Origin of the sequence: Flavobacterium gawalongense, from assembly GCF_007097265.1 — a bacterium.
GTDB classification, from domain to species: Bacteria; Bacteroidota; Bacteroidia; order Flavobacteriales; family Flavobacteriaceae; genus Flavobacterium; species Flavobacterium gawalongense.
Window position 1 is genome coordinate 1 of sequence record NZ_VJZP01000043.1, and the last position, 19338, is coordinate 19338.

Consider the following 19338-nt stretch of genomic DNA (forward strand, 5'->3'; position numbering starts at 1 on the left):
TTGCGGACTTGTTTCATAGGTTAAAATTAAGATTATTTCTTAACTTTCTGTGATTGCTAAGTTAGCATGTCCACTTTGTCAAAATCACTTATGTCAATATATTGAGAAGATAATATATCTAAAATTGCGGCATAACCTTCATTATCAATATGTCCTATGTCTTCTAAACTTTTTTTAAACTTTTCACCAAAATAAATCGTTTTTTGATTATTATCTTTTAGATAATATTTAGAAATACTATCCATGTAATTTTGACTATAAGATATATTACTAAGCATTAGTCCAAATACAAATCCTTTAAAAACATTTCTCATAATTACTTTTCTAATTCCTTCCAAATCTTCTCCGCCTTTTCCTCCATATCGGCATTATAATAAGCAATCGCCAAAATGCGTTGGGCGGCTTTACTTTCTTGTGCTGCTTTAGGTAATTCTTTTATTTTTCCAATAGCGGCCTCTGGATTGTCTAACAAATCAAAGACACAGGCCAAATTAACATAGGAAATTGCATAATCAGGGTCTAAACTAATGGCTTTTTCAAAATCTTTTTGGGCGCTTTTTAATAACCGTTGCATCAATTCACTATGCTCTTCGTCAAAACCGCGTTCTCCACTGGTTTGTTGCAATCGGCTTATCGTATCATTTGCAATAGGATATACAAAACGTTCTGGGTACAAACTGGCACCTCTACTCAAAGGCTGGTATTGCAATGCTTCCATTGTTCTGGCCACACCCAAATTATTATAGTTCTCTCGTGAGGGAAAATGTTGTGTCAATACTTCAAAATCGGTTGCTGCTTTACTATACTCTTTATTGGCCAACTCTTGGTTGCCTTGCTTAAATAGTTGGAACAAGTCCGTTATCTTGGCTTGTGCAGTGGCAACAATTACTTTGCGTTCACTTTTAGTGGGATAACCAGGTTCGTTATCTTTAAGTTGGTAATCCGTATAAATAGCATCCAACAAACGAGAGGAAACTTCCAAAGGTTGGTATCCTGCTATACAGGCATAAAACAAACCGGTATGATCGGCTTGGGTTTCATAGCCAATACGTTCGAGTTTCAATGCCTTGAGTTTACTGCTCAAAGTGGTATTGTCTTTTCGTATCGCAAAAGCAAAGTCAGAGCAAAAAGTATGGTCATTGTAATAATGCGCCAACTCGTGACTAATAACTACTGCTAAAGCATTCAAACTATCTTTTCCAAAAGTGCGACATAATGTGTACAAATAGATATCCATTTTCACCACAGGTTTTGGAGAGGCTTGATAAAACGCAGGTGTTTTTTGTTTGGGCTTGTCTTTCAAAATGACCAGTTGAGGTGCAGATTTCGTACTGCCATAAGCCGTAACCAATTGGTTGAAAACGACATTAATCTGAATCTCAGCATTGTTTTGTGCATGAACAGAAAACACACTACCGATGACAACCACAAAAATAAAAGCAAAGCTTTTCTTTTTGAATGAGGTATATGAGATTTGGTTATTCATTTTCAAAGGTTATTTTTTCTAATGATTCTATTGTAGCAGCGTCGGTCACTTTTTCTAAAGGCAAAGAGACTGATGAAATTTTTAAATTATAAAAAACACTTCCTTTTTTAAGGAAATAGCGTTGGTCTTCCGTTACTATAATTCCGTATTGTTTTGGGTCATACTTACAAAACAGAGTTAGTGTTTTTCCATCAAAGGAATACTTTTCGTTTGGATTTTTTAAGTCGGCTAATTCTGCTTTGTACTTATCTAAAATTTTAGAATCAACAGAACTGCTTACTTTATTTTTTTCGATTAATTTTTCTAATGAAATAATACGTTGTGTAGCATCTTTGAAATACACGGTAACTTTTGGCTTTTTATCCGAAGGAGTGAAGCCTAATGATGAAGGTTCTAAAACAGTAATACTTCTTGAACTTGTTTCAATTTCTGCTAGAACAATGGCTTCAATAACAGGACGATTTATTGGATGTTCTGTAGTTCCTTTTTTATCTTCGGTTGTCACCACACCATTCTCGGCAGGAATGATGCCAGAATTTGGATTTTTAAAATAGAATATCCCCGTAGCAATAATTATAGAAGCGGCAACGGCATATTTCATCCAAGACAACGAAATAACTTTCGTTTGCTTCTTGTTTTTATTTTCATTTTTCAGCATAGAAAAAACAGGAACCATGTCACTTTCTTCAACCAATTCGGTATCCCATTGCTTCATCTTTTCTTTTAAATCTTCACGGCCTTTTTTTTTAGTGGCGTTGGTAATATCAGTTTCGGAAAGTTCAAAAGCAAGTCGGTCGTAGGTATTGGGTAAATCTGATTTAATACGTTTGCGCTCCACACTTTTGATGGCTTGTTCCATCGTTTGCAAAAAGCGAACTTCTTTTAAAAAATGGTCATTGTTGCTTTTTAGCAAATATTCAGTGGCTTCCGAGCTTTGCCCTAAAACATAACTTTCGGCTAATTCTTTCAGCAACTTTGAATAAACACCCGATAATTTAGAAATCACTTTTTCGGCACCATCCAGTTCCAAACTGTAAATTGAAGCATAAAGCGGTTTGGCATCTTCTTCAAAGCGCAATAAATCGTTGGTAAAGGTTCCCCAAAAATCAGCATTCGTTTTTTGAACATCAAACTTTGGGTCTTTCTCCAATTGGGGAAGGATTATATTTTTTACTAGGACAGTAGCTGTTTTCATTTCTAATTGTTCAATTCGTTAAAAGCCATTTTTTCTAATCGCTTTTGGCATTTTGATTTTTGCACTTTTGTATTGTCAGCATTACTATAACCAAAATGTTGCGTTAATTCTACCATTGAATTTTTATGATACCAAAACAAAGTCAGCAATTCGTAACAATGCCCACCGGCTTCTTTCATAATTACCAACGCACGTTCTATAGCTGTAAATTGATTTTCTTTCGGATCTTCTATTTCATCCAGACAATCCGTAATGGTCGATTTATAACTCATTGGATAGTCATCATTTTCATCAACAGAATTGTCTTGATAGTCCGAATTCACCTTGTCCTTTCCTATCTTGTTTAACAACTGAAAACGGCAAACCGAATTCAAATAAGTTTGCAAAGAAGCTGTTAATTCGAAATTACCAGCAATGATTTTTTCGTACAAAACCAAAATCGAATCGTGGAATACATCGTCCAATTCATAATCTTTCATTGAACCGTTGGTCATTTTTCGCATAAATTGTATGCTATACGATTTGCATCGTTTATAAACTTCTCCCAGATAATCTTGGTTTTGTTGAATAAGAACTACTAATTCTTTATCCTTCAAATGTCCAAACTTCGTTGTGGTAATTATTGGCATCTCTTCTATATTTTGTAGGAAGTGTTAAACAAGTTACAAAATAAGTGTTTTTTTTGAGATGGTAGCACTTAATAAAGAATAACCAAAATAAAAGTTTGAAAACCAAATGTCAATCCCTTGGATATAATTCAAGAGATTGAAGACATTTGAAATTTATTAACCTAATTTCTTCGGACATAGGTTTTATTCCCATTACTGTTTATATAATACTGACCTCCTCGTGATCCTGTGTATATTGTATTGCTTGAACTATAACTTGGAGTAGAAGTTGTAGAATAACTTGGAGAAGTAGCAGTAGTCGTAGAATAACTTGGTGAGCTGTATGACGAGCTGCTATTGGTATAACTTGAAGAAGAGGAATTCTCATCTCTGGATTGTGTTCCGGCTTCCCCTGTGTAAGGATTGGTATTGCCTATCGTGCTGTAATTATCGTTTCTGGTGGCATTAGGTGCTGTTCTTTGATGTGGTTGAACATAAGTTCCGTTACTTCGGTAATATCCTTTTACAGAAACTTGAGCAAAAGTAAAAGCAGTTGTAAATAAAAACGCGATGATGAAGATAATTTTTTTCATAATAAGTAAATTTAAAATTGTTAATGATTGTTTATATTCATTAATACAGGAATAATGAAAAGGTAACCCTTAGTTTTTTATTTTTTTTTAAAAGAAACAGCAATTGCCCTATTTACAAAGTTTTATGATTGAATGAGTTCACATTTGCTGTTTTTTATTCTATATAAAACGCCCATTATATGTTTTTCTTCAATAATTCTAACTTGCTTATTGAAGACAAATAATCCCGACTCCTGTAAATAGTAATCTAACGCCGTATTCTTGGTCATCAAATAATTGAATAAATATCTCCGCTCCATTTTCTCCAAGGTACAAACCTCCTTGCCAAGCAATCCCACCATCGGTTTTGCCTTCTTCTATTGGACCCGTTTTCACATAAATCTCTGTGCTTCCGTCTTCTTTGTATATCTTAATATTACGAGTGCCCTGATAATTATAAAACAAGGTAGTTTCTCTTTTCTCCACTTCCTCTTTTGCACCTACTTCTTCGGTTGCGCTAGTCATAATAGTGTAAACTCTTCTAAACTGAACCGGTTCCGTTTCTTGACCGATTGATGTGAGTGTAAATCCCAATAGGATTAGTAAAAATATTTTTTTCATTTTTGATTATTTTGTAATTTATAGAAGGAATAAAAAACCAACCCAATCCGGGTTGGTTTCAAAAAAAACAAGGGTAACAAACAAACGTATTAGCGTAATTGTTCTAATAAGTTAGAACTCATTTCGGTTTTTGAACTATTCAAAATAAATTGTGATACCGCAACTCCGGATTGTGTCAACCATTTTTTCCAGAAATAAGTGATTTTCTCCGTTTGCAAAATATCGTTGGCTTTCTTACCGGAAAACCCGGCAACAATCCATTTGGTGTTTTTCTCTAATTTTATGGGTAACAAACCATATTCTTTTGTTTCCGAAATTTGTTTCCAATCAGTTGCAGTCAATTCATTTAGAAAATGGGTACTCGTATATTGGTTTTTCTCCTTGATAACATGAGTTTGACTTTCAAAATCAAAATAACCGTCTGTAAGAACCAAAACCGTATTGTCATAACCGAACTTACTCAATCCCATTCCGTTGTCGTGCAAAAAAGCCCAAATATCTACTCCAAAATAATTACTTGAAGTTTTTCCAAACAAAGCTTCTTTTTTAAGTGCTTTCAGGACCTTCGGCAAAGATTGTGACAAAGCTAATAGCGATTTGTTTTTGTCCTTCACTTCGGTTTCATCAAGATAAAGTTGTAGCAAATCTTCATAGTGATCTGCAGCTAATGGACTATTTTTTTGTGGAATGATTTTAACGGAAAATCGATTTTTCGATGTTAAAACCAAATTGTGTCTTGAATTTTCTTCGAAAGCTTTAAAATATTTTTCAATCAAATAAAAGTCTTTATCGAGTTGTTCCGGCAAAAGAATGCGATCACTTAAATCCAAAACAACGGTGTAGTTTGATGGTTTTTGCTTCTTTTTGGTTTTTTCCTCACCACAAGAAATGAGTAAAAAAGAAGTGGTAAATACGATGACTAAAATATACAATACGTTTTTCATGGTTTCAGTTTTTTATATTGTTCAATTATTTTTATAAAAGTAGAATATGCTAAAGTCTTTTCTTACGGCTTTCCGTAAAATGGGAAATAGTTAATTAAGGATTGCCGTTTGATTAAATTGAGACTGCATAAAGTCATTAAAAGTCTCCTCACATCTTACTTTTTCCACATTCAAATCACTGGTTCCATTTAAGAATTGACGCCATCCCATGTAAAAGCTGGTTAGATTTTGTGACAAGGCATCGGGTTTGAGCATACTGTTTTCTAAATCTTGCTTCAATTGCTCCAATTGCGAAAAGATGGTTTTAATTTGCGTTTCCAATTCAATAATCTTGGTTTCCAACGCTTGTAGCTCCACTCGCAATCCTTTAATTTCCTCTTTCAATCCCTTAATGATTAAAGCTGCCCTTACATCTCCTGTTTTTTTATTCTTTTCTTTGAGCATCATTTCAAACATATAACCCCAAACCAAGTAAGCACAAAACCCAAAAAGCAACACCATATAAAAGTTGATACTGGAATAGAAATGCCAATCCGTGTCGGCAACACCTGCCATTACCTTCAAATCATGTATTCCTAAATCTATTTTATAAGCCATTAGCGAATCGGCTATAAAAGCACCTAAAATAGCAAGTCCAACATTCCATTTCTTATTTTCTCCCTCTATATTATGAGGGATTAAACCAATAGCAAAAAACAAGAAAGCTCCCAAATAAACAATGATTAAGGAAGGGGACCAAGTGAAAATACCCTTCACGTCAAAAATACTGTCCAAATACAAGGCAATATCGTCACCTGCATACTTCAATATACTTCCTGCATTTCTGAAAAAAGAAGCATAAATGGCCGAAGCGTAGAAAAAAAGTAAGTAAAAAGAAAGTACAATTACTAAACCGGCATACATAAAGTATTTTTCAGATTGATAACCGGTTTGAACGGCATTTTCAGCCAAGTCAATTTTGGTTTGTTGAATTTCATCATTCAATTCTTTAATTTTTTTCTCAATAGAAGGTTTTGCAACTTCAACGGCAGTTCTTTTTTCTCCCTCTAATTTTTCTTTCTCATCTTCCTTGGTACTAATTTTATTTTTCACCTGTTGCTTCAAAAGAAGTTGCTCATTTTCGTCATAGGTTTCGTCCACAAGATGACCGTCTTTAATCCACTTTAGATAGGTCTTCAAGGAAAGATAATCCCCGCGATTCAAACCCGCTTTTTCAAAAGCATATTCTCTAAAGCTTTTTACACGTTCCACTTTCTTTGTAGCAACAGCATCTATTTGAGCTTGAAGATTGTCATTTGCAGTTTCAACTGCTTGTTCCGATTGGTTGTTTGTAAGTTCCATAGTATTTGTTTTTTTCTTATTAATAGAGAAAAGACAAAAAAGTAACCCATGAAGAGAAATATTTTTTATTTTAAACTAAATTGCTAATATTAAGACAATGTATTATAGGGTTAATTTTATACTTTAGCACAGCAAAAAATGCCAATAAAAAACAATGGAAGAACAACTTTTAAGACAACTAATTTCACAAGGAGAAGGAAAGCATATTGAATTCAAAAGTGCCAAACGGTCGGTTCCTTCCGACTTATACGAAACAGTCGTAAGCTTTTCCAATACCGAAGGAGGTACTTTATTATTAGGGATTGAAGATGATGGCACAATTTCAGGAATTGAAGAAACGTTTAAAAACAAAATCCTAAAAGATTTAGTATCTTCAATTAATTCTACTGACTGTATCAATCCTCCTCTATATTTACAACCTGTTCCAGTTCAATTAAACGGTGTTTGGATAATAGCCATGCAAGTTCCTGTAAGTTCTCAAGTCCACGACCACAAAAACGTAATTTACATCCGAGAATATGAAAGTGATTTAGATATTACAAAGCAAAATCAACGAGTAAGTGATTTGCATCTTAATAAACGAAATTATTTTACAGAAAGTCAAGTCATTCCTAATCTAACAATGGAAGACCTTGATGAAAAGTTATTTGACAAAGCACGTAATCTAATTAGATCCAATCAAAGTGACCATCCTTGGCTTTTTGAAAAAAATAAAAAAATGCTAGAGGATGCTTCGCTCTGGAGAAAAGACTTTTTTACCCAAAAAGAAGGATTAACATTAGCGGCGGCATTAATTTTCGGAAAAGATACAACTATACAAAGCCTATTACCTGCTTACAAAGTAGAAGGAATGGTGCGTAAGGTTAACAAAGACCGATGGGATGATAGAATAACCCCTCCGTTACGTACTAATTTAATCGACACCTATATTGGATTAAAAGGATTTGTAAATAAGCATTTACCCGAAAAGTTTTATATGGAGGGTGACCAAAGAATAGATATAAGAGATAAAGTATTTAGAGAAGTTATAGGTAATGTGATAGTGCATCGGGAGTATAGCAGTGCTTTAGCTACGGAACTAATTATTGACCAAAATCAACTAACAATTACCAATCCGAATAATCCTCATTTCAGTGGACCAATCGATTTAAACAGTTTTAATCCCTATCCTAAAAACCCAAACATCCGCAAATTTTTCACTGCTTTGGGTTGGACAGATGAAATTGGTTCCGGAATTAGAAACACAAAAAAATATCTTCCTTTATACATCGAAGATGCACAACCTGTATTTATTGAAGGTCCTATTTTCAAAACAATTATTCCTTTACATTTAGCTACATTAAAACCTTATGCAAAAAAATGGCTAAATTGGCTCGAATTAAATGTCGCATATACTTCTCATTTGGAAATTTCATTAAGCAAAATTAACATCGATCCGGAACTGGCTGAAGCTTCTTGGGAAACTTGTCTTTTGTATTTGGTACCGAGTTGGACACAAAAAGGTACTAAGCTATCCAATCTTGATTGGCCTAAAAATCAACCTATTGATGAAGACACAATAAAAAAGACACCAAGTTGGGCTCAAAAAAGTACCGAGCTCCTCCATAAAAAAGTAAGATACATAATCGCCATTCTGTCTTTAACCGCTGAACCAATAGCATTAGATGATATAATGACGGCAGTTGGTTATGCAAACAAGAAAACATTCCGGGACAACTATGTAAAGCCATTAGAACAATTGCAATGGATTGAAAAAACAAATCCGCAAAATCCAACTGCACCAGATCAAAAATACAGGTTAACTTTAATTGGGAAAATGTTCTTAGGCAATCAAGAGTAAAGAAAAACAAGTTTAGGGATATTATCCTCATGTGGCATAACCAATCACAGAATTAAAAACTAAATAAATATGTTATTTATAAAACCTACTAAAAAAGGACTTGGTGTAGAGCTATGGGGAAATTATGATGATTTAACATTGCTATACGAGGTAACTGCTAACTTATGGAACAAAGAAAGTAACCTCAATAACGATGGTTTTGAGTCAAGAGATAAAATCATTAGTAGTTTTTCTTATGAAGTAAGAAAAAGTTATGAAGAGTCAAGACTGATTAGTGAATATGGTTATTATATTTTTTCGGAAAGCAAATATTATGGATGTCAACTTTCTTGGATTCATCTCCTTTTTGTTATTTCTGCACTTCGTTATAATACTCGTTATTATAGTATTTCGGAACTTGATCAATCTATTTTGATGCAATTAGAATATTGGTTTGAGAAAGCTATGTTTTCTTATGATCCCCAAGGCGCTAGTGTTTTGTCCAATTATATAAAGGGGAATATTTATAGTGGGAATCCTAATTTATATTTATACATGAGACGTATAAATGCTGAATACTTTTGTATGCCAAGAGGAAAAAAATCTTTTAGGCAATTACCTAATTTATTAAAAACGGCATGTAACTATACTGATGAATATAGTACATATGAAAAATCTCTTGAAAAATCTGCAAAGCAGTTTGATTGTAAAATATCCGCATTAGAGCTTAATGACGACAATGTTAACTATGAAGATTTACAGTGGTAAAAAGTTGCTTCTTATTTTGATTTAAGCCCAATAAAAAAATACACTATCTCCATTCACTCATCCGCACCAAAATCTTCTTTTAGTTCAAGTATTTCTAAATTTACGTCTTCATTTACTTCATTTTGTTAATAATTATCTTTGCTATATTTTTAATCTTTAATTATAAAAACAAATGGGACGAATTTTAGGACTTGATTTAGGAACAAATTCTATCGGTTGGGCTGTCTACGACAAAACGACTAATAACATCACGGACTATGGTGTGACTGTTTCTCAAAAAAAGAATAAGACTGGACGAATAAATAAAATCAAAAAAATTAAAAAGTATCTGACACCTTTTATAGCTCTAATCACATTTACAATTATTTCATTAATCGTAACTTTCTTCGACAAAACAAATTGGCAATTTTGGTTAAATATTTCACTAACAGGTTTTATTACTTGCATTACTTCACAACAAAACAAAAAAAGATAAAATTCAGAAATCTCTATTATACTTTATTGAAACTCATTTCCAATATTCATTTTTTTTGAAGCCTATCCCGAATTTATACAGTTTCAATAGAGAATTAATTTCAATACAACATTTACGTTAAATATCACGAGCAATCAAGCGGTCTCTCTTCGGTCGTTCTCTTTGTTCCGTTCGGCAGCTCCAGTCAGTCGTCGGCAGAAAAAGCCTCCTTCCTCCATTCCGCAGACACTACGCAGCACAATAAAAATAGCAGCTTGGAAATAAGCAGCTATTTTTATTGCGCCGCTTCGTTCCTCATCTTCACACGTTCTCTACCCTACGTTCGGCGGGGCTATTACATCCACAATACCGCTTCATTCCGTTACACTCCGCAGGCTACGCTCCACTGCATTCCAGCAGTATGGTGTCTGTCGCCCCTTATTTTTTAAGCGGTTGCTCCTTCGCCCAGCCATTGGGGTTGGCTCCGTTAACACTTTGCCTTAAATCAAGGAACGCCTACCGGCTGCTTTTTATTTTTTCCCCACCGTTTCACGCTCCTATCCCTTCTCTCCACTTCGTTCCGCAGAAAAAGCGGGACTGCGCTTCGTTCCCGGTCTAGGGTGGCTGTTCGATTGCCGCAACCCCGCCACTGCGCTCCTCGAAAAACAATAATTTCCGCTAGCGCTACAATCATTATTTTCTGCGGTGCTTGGGGGTGTTTGATTGCCGTTTCCATAAGAACTCCCCTGCAAAAAGCTAAACAACAACATCCGTCTTCGAAAAAAAAATAAAAAAAGAAAGTAAAGGTAAGTTCCGGTTTTATAAAAAATACAAGTTCAAGCCCTACGGGTTTTAGAAAAAATCTCCACCCTCGTTCTTTTTTCATTTCATGTCTTTTATAATATACAACCAACTGCTTCGGTACAACTTTTACGGTAATGAGTCGGGTAGTATTTTTTCTAAAAAACTAGATTTTTTAAAAACCTCCACTGGAGAGACGACTTTCTTTTTTTCTTTTTTCTTTTTGAAATGTTTTAGAAAAGGCGGTTTCGACAAATTCAGCATTCATAAAAAACGGAAAATAGAAGGAAACCTAGCTTTTAATCTCCGAAACCACGCTAAATTTTATTATCAAAACCCATCAAAAAGACTCAGTTTACAAAGGAAACCGAATCTTTATTCTGAATAAAGGGATGACTAGCGGCAAACCCCAAAAAGAGCCGTTTGCAAACAGTTTTGTGATTCAATTTCTAAATGACGAAGATGCAGAAACTGTGTATTGGCTGGCGTACAGTCTTTGGAAATCCAAATTCTGGCACCAATCTCTTTGCGGATCCGTAATTCCATTTTTACTTATCTATGATTTCAAAAAAGGTTTTTCGACTAAAGCAGATGAAATAACGCACGAACACGAGTTACACAAAAAACAGGTCCAAGCGTTGAGGTTGTTGGAACAAAAAGAAGAAGAATTCCATCAAAACATTAATCTTATCAACGAAATGCGTAGAGTCATTTTATCCCGCTATTGCAGTAAATAAAAAAGTAAAATGTGTAATATTATAATGTATATTTGAGAGAAATAAGATCTTACGTTTGTCAGACAATGCGGAGATCCTTTTAAACACACTTTTGCCAAACCCAAAACTGTTATACCTCATGCTTTGGCGGCAGACCTAACTTGAAAGAGATTGCAAGTAATTAACTTTGTAAAAAATATTATTATGAAATATAAAATACAGAAAATAATTTTTATCGCTTTAATTCTTCTATGTTCTGGAGAAACCAAGATGATTGCACAAAATATCACCGGTAATAGTGGGCTACATCAATTATTTGAAAACTACTACGAAGACCGTTTAAAACTTTTTCCATCAGAAGCCACTGCTATCGGGGACAATCGTTATAATAATATGCTGCCAAATGATGGTTCGGTAGCATTCTTAAAACAAGTGCATGATTTTTATTCAAAATATCAAATAGAATTAAACGGCTTCAAACCAGGAAACCTGAATTTCGAAGATCGTATTTCTCTTTATATTTTAAGGGACATTCTGATTAGGGAACTCGAAGCCGAACAATACCATAATGAGCGGATGCCTTTTGCACAGTTCTTTTCATTACCCCTTAAAATGGGCCAGCGTGGGGGTGGCTCAGGAGATCAGCCATTTAAAACTGTTCAGGATTATAAGAACTGGTTGCAACGGATTGATGCATTTACCGTTTGGACAGATACCACCATAGCAAACTTCCGCAAAGGCATTAAAGCAGGAATGGTGTTGCCAAAGTCATTAGTATTGAAAATGATTCCTCAAATGGAAAGCCTTGCGCAAAGCGATACTTCCAAAAATATTTTTTATGGTCCGATTAAACATTTTCCTGAGCAATTTTCAAATGAAGATAAAGTACGCATGACTAATTTATATAATCATGCAATTATTAATCAACTTATTCCTGCTTACAAAAAACTAAGCACATTTTTTAGCGGGGATTATTTAAATGCAGCACGTTCAACAAGCGGTATTAATGCATTACCTAACGGTGAAGCGATGTATCGTTACAATATTTATTTATTTACTACAACTCGTAAATCTCCTGAAGAAATATATGAAACAGGTTTAAGTGAAGTGACTAGGATTACTGCGAAAATGGAACAATTAAAAAATAAAATTGGTTTTTCTGGCACTTTAAAAGAACTGTTTAGCTATATGCAAACCGATAAACAATTTATGCCCTTTAAAACTGTTCAGGAAGTATTAGACGGTAACCGTGCAGTGCTGACTAAAATACAACCGCAGTTAAAAAAGCTTTTTAGTGTTGCTCCCAAAACACCTTTTGAAATACGAGAGGTGGAATCGTTTCGTGCCGCGGCTGCTGCTCCTCAGTATAACCGAAGTTCTACTGATGGTAAACGCCCTGGTATTTATTACATTCCTATAATTGACCCGACAAAAATAAACATAACAAACTGGGCATTGGAAGCAACATTTTTACACGAAGCTATTCCTGGGCATCATTATCAATTTTCTTTATTACAAGAAAATACATCACTGCCTAAATTCAGACGATTCTCTTCTTATCCTGTCTTTTCAGAAGGATGGGCACTCTATTGCGAATCTCTTGGAGAACAATTAGGATGTTACATAGACCCATATCAGAAAATGGGAGCATACGGAAATGAAATTCACAGGGCCATACGTTTAGTTGTGGATGTTGGAATACATACCGGAAAGCTGACAAGAGAAGAGGCGATAAAATACATGATGGAAAATGAAGCCATATCAGAACATAACGCAATTGCAGAAATTGAGCGCTATATGGCAATGCCAGGTCAGGCACTTTCCTATAAAATCGGAGAGTTGAAAATTGAAGAGTTGCGAGATAAATATAAAAAAGAGTTAGGTACTAAGTTTAATCTCATGGCTTTTCACGATGCTATATTACAGGGGGGCAATATGCCGCTAAATGTATTTGAAACATATATGGATGAATGGGCAAAAAGAAAGTAGTACAAACGCATAATGGCAGTTTGGCAATATGGCGGGTTTAGGCTTAACTTAAAGTCGTTTTTGTACTTGTCAAAGCAGTATTTAACTGAAAGTTTTGACTTTCTTAATCCGTAGCAAATGTAAAGTCTGGGACGTTAAAACAAAAAAGCCAAGTCTTACAACTTGGCTTTCTTATTTAGTCCGGAAAAGGTTACCAATCATAACAGGACTATTTATTTTTTAATTTTGTCAATCCTTTTAAAAGGAGCGAAACTGTAAAACTTACTGTTGCCCCTACGACCGCTAATATAATCGTTTTTACAATATCTTCAGAAAGGATATTGGGTATAATACTCAACAAAGTTCCTGATGCGGTTCCAATTCGGAAGGAAATATTAGTCTCCATCACGACTTTTATTTTGGGTCTCTTGCTCATTTTTGGCTTTACCATCCACCGTGATTTGACTTACTGCAGATATAACGCCACCTGCGACAGCCACATATCCTGCAACGGTAACCACCGCTACTGGCAAAGCCACTGGCGCTGCAATGACACTTCCGCTTATGGCCAACAAAGCCAATCCAATACTTCTCAAAACCCTAAAAAACTTCGGGGTCGGCGATTTTGCTCTTTCAACTATATTCATACATCTACTTTTTTAGATTGGATACTTATTTTTACTACTTCATTGCGATCTAAAGCATCATAAACCAAAACTTTCAGTTTTTCTAATGCTTTTCGGGATGAACTTCCCTTTCCAATTCCAGTGTGTTTTGATACAGGACCAATACAACCCAATAATTCTGTTTTAGCGTCATTGGCGGGATGGATTAAGATTAAATCTCTTCCCGGAACATTTCTCAAATGCAAGTGCCATTGGAACTTTGGGCTAAACCGCTTCTGCAAAACATATTTTCCTTCGGGAATACAAGAAACTCGTTGTTGGTTATTCAACCAGGGCAACTCGATGGTATAACAAACTAATGTGCCGTTCCATTCTAAAGTCCCTTGCGTTCCCTCTGGAAAATACGTTCTGTTCAATACCAGAACCATATTAGAGTCCGCTTACCTGAACCAATGACAACGGATTGTAAGAACCATTTTTCAATGGGTACATTCTGCCATTAACCTCTTGGTAAAATTCAACTCCAAGAGCCAAAAATAATGGACTAACACTATCTGGTGTAATAGAGTTAATATGATTGATATCTGCCGTTGGATTTGAATCCCAAGGAAGGATATCAGATTCAGAACTCGCAACAACAAATTTTTCTGTCTCAAAATCAATTTCTACTCCTGCAGATATGATTTTGAAATGCGTTGTTCCTGATGGTGCAGCAATCATATTCGCTGGAACAAATGGAACAATATCAACCGTGATATCCCCTGAAATTCGATCAATTGCTGCTACAAATGGCGCAAATAAAGTAGTTCCAAGCTTTCCGCCAATATTGAACTCAAAACCAATAAGTAATTCGGCTTCCCCATCAATTACATTACGCAAACCTCTTTCATTAGTCATATCCGCTTGAATCACTTTGACCATGGCTTGTGTTAAACGGCTTACCATTCTATTATCCGCGGAATTCAAAAGCAAAGTTCTGAGTGCCGTTCTCAAAGTTTTACCAGCCTTACCAGCTCTGCCAAATTCAGAACCGTTTTCACGCGTTCTTTGAAACGCTGGATCATTAGCAATTCTATTCGCATCGATACCGCCTTTTTCTCTGGCCAAATGGCCGTCTTTGGTTTTGTAAAAAGTAATATCACCGATAGTACCTTTCAATTTAATTATGCCTTTCTGTCTTGCCATAATTTCTAAAATTTAAGTTTGAAATAATTGAACTACTCTTCCATTCCGAACATTCGTTGCAACTAAAATATTGAATGATTTCAAGCAAAGTTTCCATCAATTAAATCACATTTCAAAAAACAGATGTCAATAGTGGTACTAAAAGGTCTATAATTGCCTATTTTAATCACTTATTAAGTAGGAGTTTTGATAACTTTGTAGAACAAAACGGGTCAAAATGATAATAAGGTCCTAATATGAGGTAACTCAAAGGCATACCATAGGTATAGATAATGTATTAAAAATAAAATCGTGATAGGAAGCAACATCAGGGTATGTATTTATCCAAAGGATGTACAACGTATTACAGGTAAAACATACAGACAAGCAAGGTTGTACCTAAATAAGATTAAAGACAACTTAAAAAAAGAACCACATCAATTAATTTCAATAGAGGAATTTTGTGGTTATTCAGGGCTTCAAATAGAACATGTTTTACGTTGTATCATAGGATAGAAAAAAGGTCTTGAGGCTTAACTAAATCCTATGATTTTTTGCAACTAGTTCAGTAAATAGTACGATTGAGAGCTATATAATTTTCAAATAACAATCTAATTTATTATATTTGTGTATATCAAAAGGGTATAAAACGAATTAAACTGATAGGGGTACAATTCGGGGTACTTTGAATGAGAGCTATAAAAAAAGCCAATAAAAATAAGGGATGGGGGAGTGGTTACGAATCCCATCCTCTCTGCAAATAAATAATGCTTCCTGAAAGGGGAGCATTTTTTGTTTTATAGCGTGACAAACTTTTTTGTTTGTCTAAGCGTATAAAACAAAAAAGGATCAGGCATGAAATGCCAAGCATTGATTTCTTTGTGAGACGCCCCTCTTGGGATCAACGAAGTTAATCCCTAATTGAAAAGGTTTATAGCGTGACAAATTTTTTTGTTATAGCAGACATTTAGGATTAATTTAAAAGGTTCGTTTTTAAATATCTTTCAACAAAGGATAAACCCGTTTAAATTTCTCAAAATTCTGTTCGTAGATTTCTTTATACTCTTTATTTGGCAAAAAGGTTTTTCCAATTCTGGTATGATTTGGAATAGTAATGCCGGTAGCTTTAAACCCAATTAAAACAGCTCCCCAAGCAGAAGCTTCAATTGTTTCGGCCACGATTACTTTCATTTGAAAAATATCAGCGACCATTTGCAACCAAAGTTCACTTTTTCCAAAACCACCGCTAGCCATGATAGTTGTTTCGTGTCTTTTTTCAGAATCAGGGAGTAAGATTTCTGTAATGCTCAACAATCCAAATAAAATGCCTTCCAATGTGGCTCGAATCAAATGGGCTTTGGTATGGATAATTAGGATGCCCAAAAGTGTTCCCTGAGCGGAAGCATCCCAAATAGGAGCTCTTTCGCCTAATAAATAAGGAACAAAAAGTAAACCTTCGGATCCCGCAGGAATTGTTTTAGCTTGTTCAAAAAGTTCTTCAAAAGATTCGTCCGTTTTTAAGATAGATTCTTTTAGCCATTGTAAAACAATCGCACCATTATTAACCGCTCCTAATTTCAAGTATTGATTGTCCATCAAATGATAACATTGCGTTCGCATTTGGGAATCAATAAAAGGTTTGTCAATTGGTAAACGCACTGCACCGCTGGTTCCAATGGATAAAGCCATACGCCCTGTTTCCATTGCTCCGGTTCCCAAATTTGCCAATACCCCATCGCCGCCACCAAGAATGTAATTAAAGCTATCTGAAAGCCCTTTGCTTTGATGCGTTGAACTAATAATAGTGGAAAGTTGAGATTCTTCTATTTTTAAATAATCCAAAATATTCGATTCCCATTGTAGCTTATGAATGTTCATCAAGCCAGTACCCGATGCCATGGAGGAATCAATTACATATTCGCCAGTAAGATGATGCCAAATGTATTCTTTGATACTGATAAATTTGAAAGCTTTTGAAAAATTTATTGCATCATGCTCTTTTAGCCAAGCAATTTTGGTCATTGGTGAAAAAGTGTGAATTGGGATTCCTGTTTTTTGATAAAAACTTTTCCCTTGCTCTGATTCTTTTAGTGCTTCGGCTAATGAATGCGCCCTATTGTCGGCCCACAGAATCGCATCGGTAAGAGGATTTCCAGTATTGTCTATAGCCATGATGCTTTGCATAGCCGAACTAAAACTGATGAATTGAGGTTGAATATCTTTTGTAATTTCCTGAATGCATTCTAAAACAGCCGTTAAAATTTCATTCGGTTTTTGTATGCTCCAATCTGGTTTTGGATGATACATAGAGTAGGACTGGGTAAATTGACGAATCACTTTCCCTGTCTTGTCAAAACACACTGCTTTGGTTGCCGTGGTACCAATGTCTATTCCTATGTAAAACTGCTCCATTTAATTGTTTATTTGAATTATACTAAATGTTAAAATCAACATGTTAAATGTTGGTTAACTATGTAAGAAATATAAGAGCATTTAAGATAAGAAACGTCGAGTATTGTACATATGCTACCTAGTTCTTTGATGGTTATATCTCTCAAAAGAGACTAATCTCACTTATATGTTCTTATATTTCTTAGCTTCTACCACGAATTGAGGGGGAAATCCAAAATAAAGTAAAAAAAAGTTAACCACAAATTTCACAAATTAACACTAATTCCTTGAAAATTATAATGAATTAATTCGTGGAATATTCGTGAAATTCGTGACGAAAAAATACAACCACACAATTCGTGGTAGGACTATTTCCTTATATGGTTTGAATACTTTTTTTGTTATTCTATAGCTTTCACATTCTTATCCCACAAATAAATTCAGTAACAATACGCCGATCAATCCCATAACTCCTATAATGGTTTCCATGACAGTCCATGTTTTGAAAGTATCCGAAATACTGATTCCAAAATACTCTTTAAACATCCAGAAGCCCGTGTCATTCACGTGCGAACACATTAAACTTCCTGCTCCTATAGACAATACCATCAATTCCGGACTTATTCCGGAACTAACGACCAAAGGCTGAACAATTCCTGCTGCAGTTAATCCAGCTACGGTTGCTGAACCCAACGCAATGCGAATAATAGTTGCGATTAACCAACCTAAAAGTAAAGGAGAAAGGGTTGATTGTTCAAAAAAAGTAGCTAAATCAGTACCAATACCACTGTCAATCAGCAATTGTTTGAAAGCACCACCGGCTGCAATAATCATAATAATCATGGTAGCAGAACTTAATGCAGAACTGGATTTATCCATAATGTCCTGCATTTTTCTACCCCGATTGATGCCTAAAAAAATAATTGCAAACAATACCGCAATAAGCATTGAAGTTGTTGGATTTCCAATGAATCCAAGTATATGACGCAAAGAAGATGTTTCAGCTAAGGTTAATTCGCTTATTGTGGCTAATCCCATTAAGATTACAGGAGTTAAAGCGGCTAGAAAACTGATGCCGGATGAGGGCATTTCGTTTTCAGTGAATGTCTTGCTTTCAAATAATCCTTTAGGTGGATTGGAGACGATTTTTTTACTGAATTCCGGAAAAATAATTCCGGAAATCAGTAAAGTAGGAATCGCGATTACCAATCCGTATAATAAGGTTTTGCCAATATCAGCTTTAAAAATAACGGCAATGGCCGTTGGTCCTGGATGAGGCGGCAAAAAACCGTGTGTCACCGAAAGTGCTGAAGCCATGGCAATTCCAAGATAAATTATAGGCTGTTTAGTGCTTTTTGCGACAGCGAAAACCATTGGAATCAAGATCACAAAACCAGCATTGTAGAACATCGAAATTCCTACCGCAAAGCCAGTCAGTAACATGGCCCATTTAATATGTTTGATTCCAAAAGCATCAATCATTGCCGAACTAATTCGTTGCGCAGCACCACTGTCCGAAAGGATATTTCCCAATATAACTCCTAAAGCAATAATCAAAACCAAAGAACCTAATGTACTCCCAATCCCTTGTTGTAGTGAGTTAATAATGTCAGGAAAGAGCATGCCTTTGGTAATTCCCACAAAAAAAGAAGCAATTATCAATGAAATAAAAGCATTGAGTTTTACTGCGGATATCAAAACAAGTAATAAAAGGATACTTACAATTAAGATCAATATAGACATAGATTGGAATGGGATAAATTAGAAATCATATAATGGCTGTCAAATCGAGGTTTAATTTTTTTACAAAAAAAGCAATATAAAATGACGTATTATACCTATCGTCTGGACATAAGTCTAAAAA

Annotated in this window: 21 protein-coding genes; 6 read left to right on the forward strand and 15 right to left on the reverse strand. The window is 35.0% G+C overall.

Annotation, left to right across the window (positions count from 1 at the left end):
• Positions 1 to 56: 56 nt before the first annotated feature.
• The 8 genes from FNW38_RS16000 to FNW38_RS16035 form a co-directional block, all read right to left on the reverse strand.
• On the reverse strand, positions 57 to 278 hold the full coding sequence (locus FNW38_RS16000; protein WP_144065047.1) for a hypothetical protein: 222 nt from the start codon (positions 276 to 278) through the stop codon (positions 57 to 59).
• Between the two features lie 38 nt (positions 279 to 316).
• Positions 317 to 1486 (reverse strand): hypothetical protein, encoded by a 1170-nt coding sequence (locus tag FNW38_RS16005; RefSeq protein ID WP_143387473.1) that lies wholly within the window; start codon positions 1484 to 1486, stop codon positions 317 to 319.
• Positions 1479 to 2681: a hypothetical protein gene (locus tag FNW38_RS16010; RefSeq protein ID WP_143387474.1), complete on the reverse strand. Its 1203-nt coding sequence runs from the start codon at positions 2679 to 2681 to the stop codon at positions 1479 to 1481. The genes FNW38_RS16005 and FNW38_RS16010 overlap by 8 nt, the downstream gene beginning before the upstream one ends.
• Positions 2682 to 2683: 2 nt before the next feature.
• Positions 2684 to 3310: a sigma-70 family RNA polymerase sigma factor gene (locus FNW38_RS16015; protein ID WP_143387475.1), complete on the reverse strand. Its 627-nt coding sequence runs from the start codon at positions 3308 to 3310 to the stop codon at positions 2684 to 2686.
• Positions 3311 to 3471: 161 nt separating this feature from the next.
• The gene (locus FNW38_RS17545) at positions 3472 to 3882 is read right to left on the reverse strand and encodes a hypothetical protein (protein WP_185963157.1); all 411 of its coding nucleotides are present in this window, start codon (positions 3880 to 3882) and stop codon (positions 3472 to 3474) included.
• Between the two features lie 207 nt (positions 3883 to 4089).
• Entirely contained in the window at positions 4090 to 4482 is a 393-nt protein-coding gene (locus FNW38_RS16025) for a hypothetical protein (protein ID WP_143387476.1), read from the reverse strand.
• 89 nt (positions 4483 to 4571) lie between these two features.
• Positions 4572 to 5426, reverse strand: coding sequence for a hypothetical protein (locus tag FNW38_RS16030; RefSeq protein WP_143387477.1), 855 nt, complete (start codon positions 5424 to 5426; stop codon positions 4572 to 4574).
• Positions 5427 to 5516: 90 nt separating this feature from the next.
• Complete coding sequence (locus FNW38_RS16035) at positions 5517 to 6767, reverse strand: hypothetical protein (RefSeq protein WP_235890221.1); 1251 nt, start codon at positions 6765 to 6767, stop codon at positions 5517 to 5519.
• A gap of 154 nt (positions 6768 to 6921) precedes the next feature.
• On the opposite strand from FNW38_RS16035, the gene FNW38_RS16040 reads away from it, so the two are divergent.
• The 3 genes from FNW38_RS16040 (at position 6922) to FNW38_RS16050 (ending at position 9829) form a co-directional block, all read left to right on the forward strand.
• A complete protein-coding gene (locus tag FNW38_RS16040) occupies positions 6922 to 8607 on the forward strand; it encodes an AlbA family DNA-binding domain-containing protein (protein ID WP_143387478.1) in 1686 nt (561 codons plus the stop codon).
• A 69-nt stretch (positions 8608 to 8676) separates the two neighbouring features.
• Positions 8677 to 9354, forward strand: a complete 678-nt coding sequence (locus FNW38_RS16045; protein WP_143387479.1) for a DUF6904 family protein — start codon at positions 8677 to 8679, stop codon at positions 9352 to 9354.
• 172 nt (positions 9355 to 9526) lie between these two features.
• Positions 9527 to 9829, forward strand: coding sequence for a hypothetical protein (locus FNW38_RS16050; RefSeq protein ID WP_143387480.1), 303 nt, complete (start codon positions 9527 to 9529; stop codon positions 9827 to 9829).
• A 484-nt stretch (positions 9830 to 10313) separates the two neighbouring features.
• Here the strand turns inward: FNW38_RS16050 and FNW38_RS16055 are convergent, their stop codons facing one another.
• A complete protein-coding gene (locus tag FNW38_RS16055) occupies positions 10314 to 10694 on the reverse strand; it encodes a hypothetical protein (protein WP_143387508.1) in 381 nt (126 codons plus the stop codon).
• Positions 10695 to 10980: 286 nt separating this feature from the next.
• Between FNW38_RS16055 and FNW38_RS16060 the strand changes: the two genes are divergently transcribed.
• Entirely contained in the window at positions 10981 to 11346 is a 366-nt protein-coding gene (locus FNW38_RS16060) for a DUF6943 family protein (RefSeq protein ID WP_394344777.1), read from the forward strand.
• Between the two features lie 183 nt (positions 11347 to 11529).
• Entirely contained in the window at positions 11530 to 13314 is a 1785-nt protein-coding gene (locus tag FNW38_RS16065) for a DUF885 domain-containing protein (RefSeq protein ID WP_143387510.1), read from the forward strand.
• 208 nt (positions 13315 to 13522) lie between these two features.
• Here the strand turns inward: FNW38_RS16065 and FNW38_RS16070 are convergent, their stop codons facing one another.
• Genes FNW38_RS16070 through FNW38_RS16085 form a run of 4 tightly spaced genes read right to left on the reverse strand, consistent with a single transcriptional unit; the run spans position 13523 to position 15104 of the window.
• The gene (locus FNW38_RS16070) at positions 13523 to 13699 is read right to left on the reverse strand and encodes a hypothetical protein (RefSeq protein WP_185963158.1); all 177 of its coding nucleotides are present in this window, start codon (positions 13697 to 13699) and stop codon (positions 13523 to 13525) included.
• A complete protein-coding gene (locus FNW38_RS16075) occupies positions 13689 to 13940 on the reverse strand; it encodes a hypothetical protein (RefSeq protein WP_143387511.1) in 252 nt (83 codons plus the stop codon). The genes FNW38_RS16070 and FNW38_RS16075 overlap by 11 nt, the downstream gene beginning before the upstream one ends.
• On the reverse strand, positions 13937 to 14347 hold the full coding sequence (locus tag FNW38_RS16080; protein ID WP_143387512.1) for a DUF5675 family protein: 411 nt from the start codon (positions 14345 to 14347) through the stop codon (positions 13937 to 13939). Before FNW38_RS16080 ends, FNW38_RS16075 begins: the two co-directional genes overlap by 4 nt.
• A gap of 1 nt (position 14348) precedes the next feature.
• Positions 14349 to 15104 (reverse strand): hypothetical protein, encoded by a 756-nt coding sequence (locus FNW38_RS16085; protein WP_143387513.1) that lies wholly within the window; start codon positions 15102 to 15104, stop codon positions 14349 to 14351.
• Between the two features lie 291 nt (positions 15105 to 15395).
• Between FNW38_RS16085 and FNW38_RS16090 the strand changes: the two genes are divergently transcribed.
• Entirely contained in the window at positions 15396 to 15599 is a 204-nt protein-coding gene (locus FNW38_RS16090) for a hypothetical protein (protein WP_143387514.1), read from the forward strand.
• A 477-nt stretch (positions 15600 to 16076) separates the two neighbouring features.
• On the opposite strand, the gene FNW38_RS16095 is transcribed toward FNW38_RS16090, so the two are convergent.
• Both FNW38_RS16095 and FNW38_RS16100 read right to left on the reverse strand, forming a co-directional pair.
• A complete protein-coding gene (locus FNW38_RS16095) occupies positions 16077 to 17495 on the reverse strand; it encodes a gluconokinase (protein WP_143387515.1) in 1419 nt (472 codons plus the stop codon).
• A gap of 402 nt (positions 17496 to 17897) precedes the next feature.
• Positions 17898 to 19217: a gluconate:H+ symporter gene (locus tag FNW38_RS16100; RefSeq protein ID WP_143387516.1), complete on the reverse strand. Its 1320-nt coding sequence runs from the start codon at positions 19215 to 19217 to the stop codon at positions 17898 to 17900.
• Positions 19218 to 19338 lie beyond the last annotated feature (121 nt).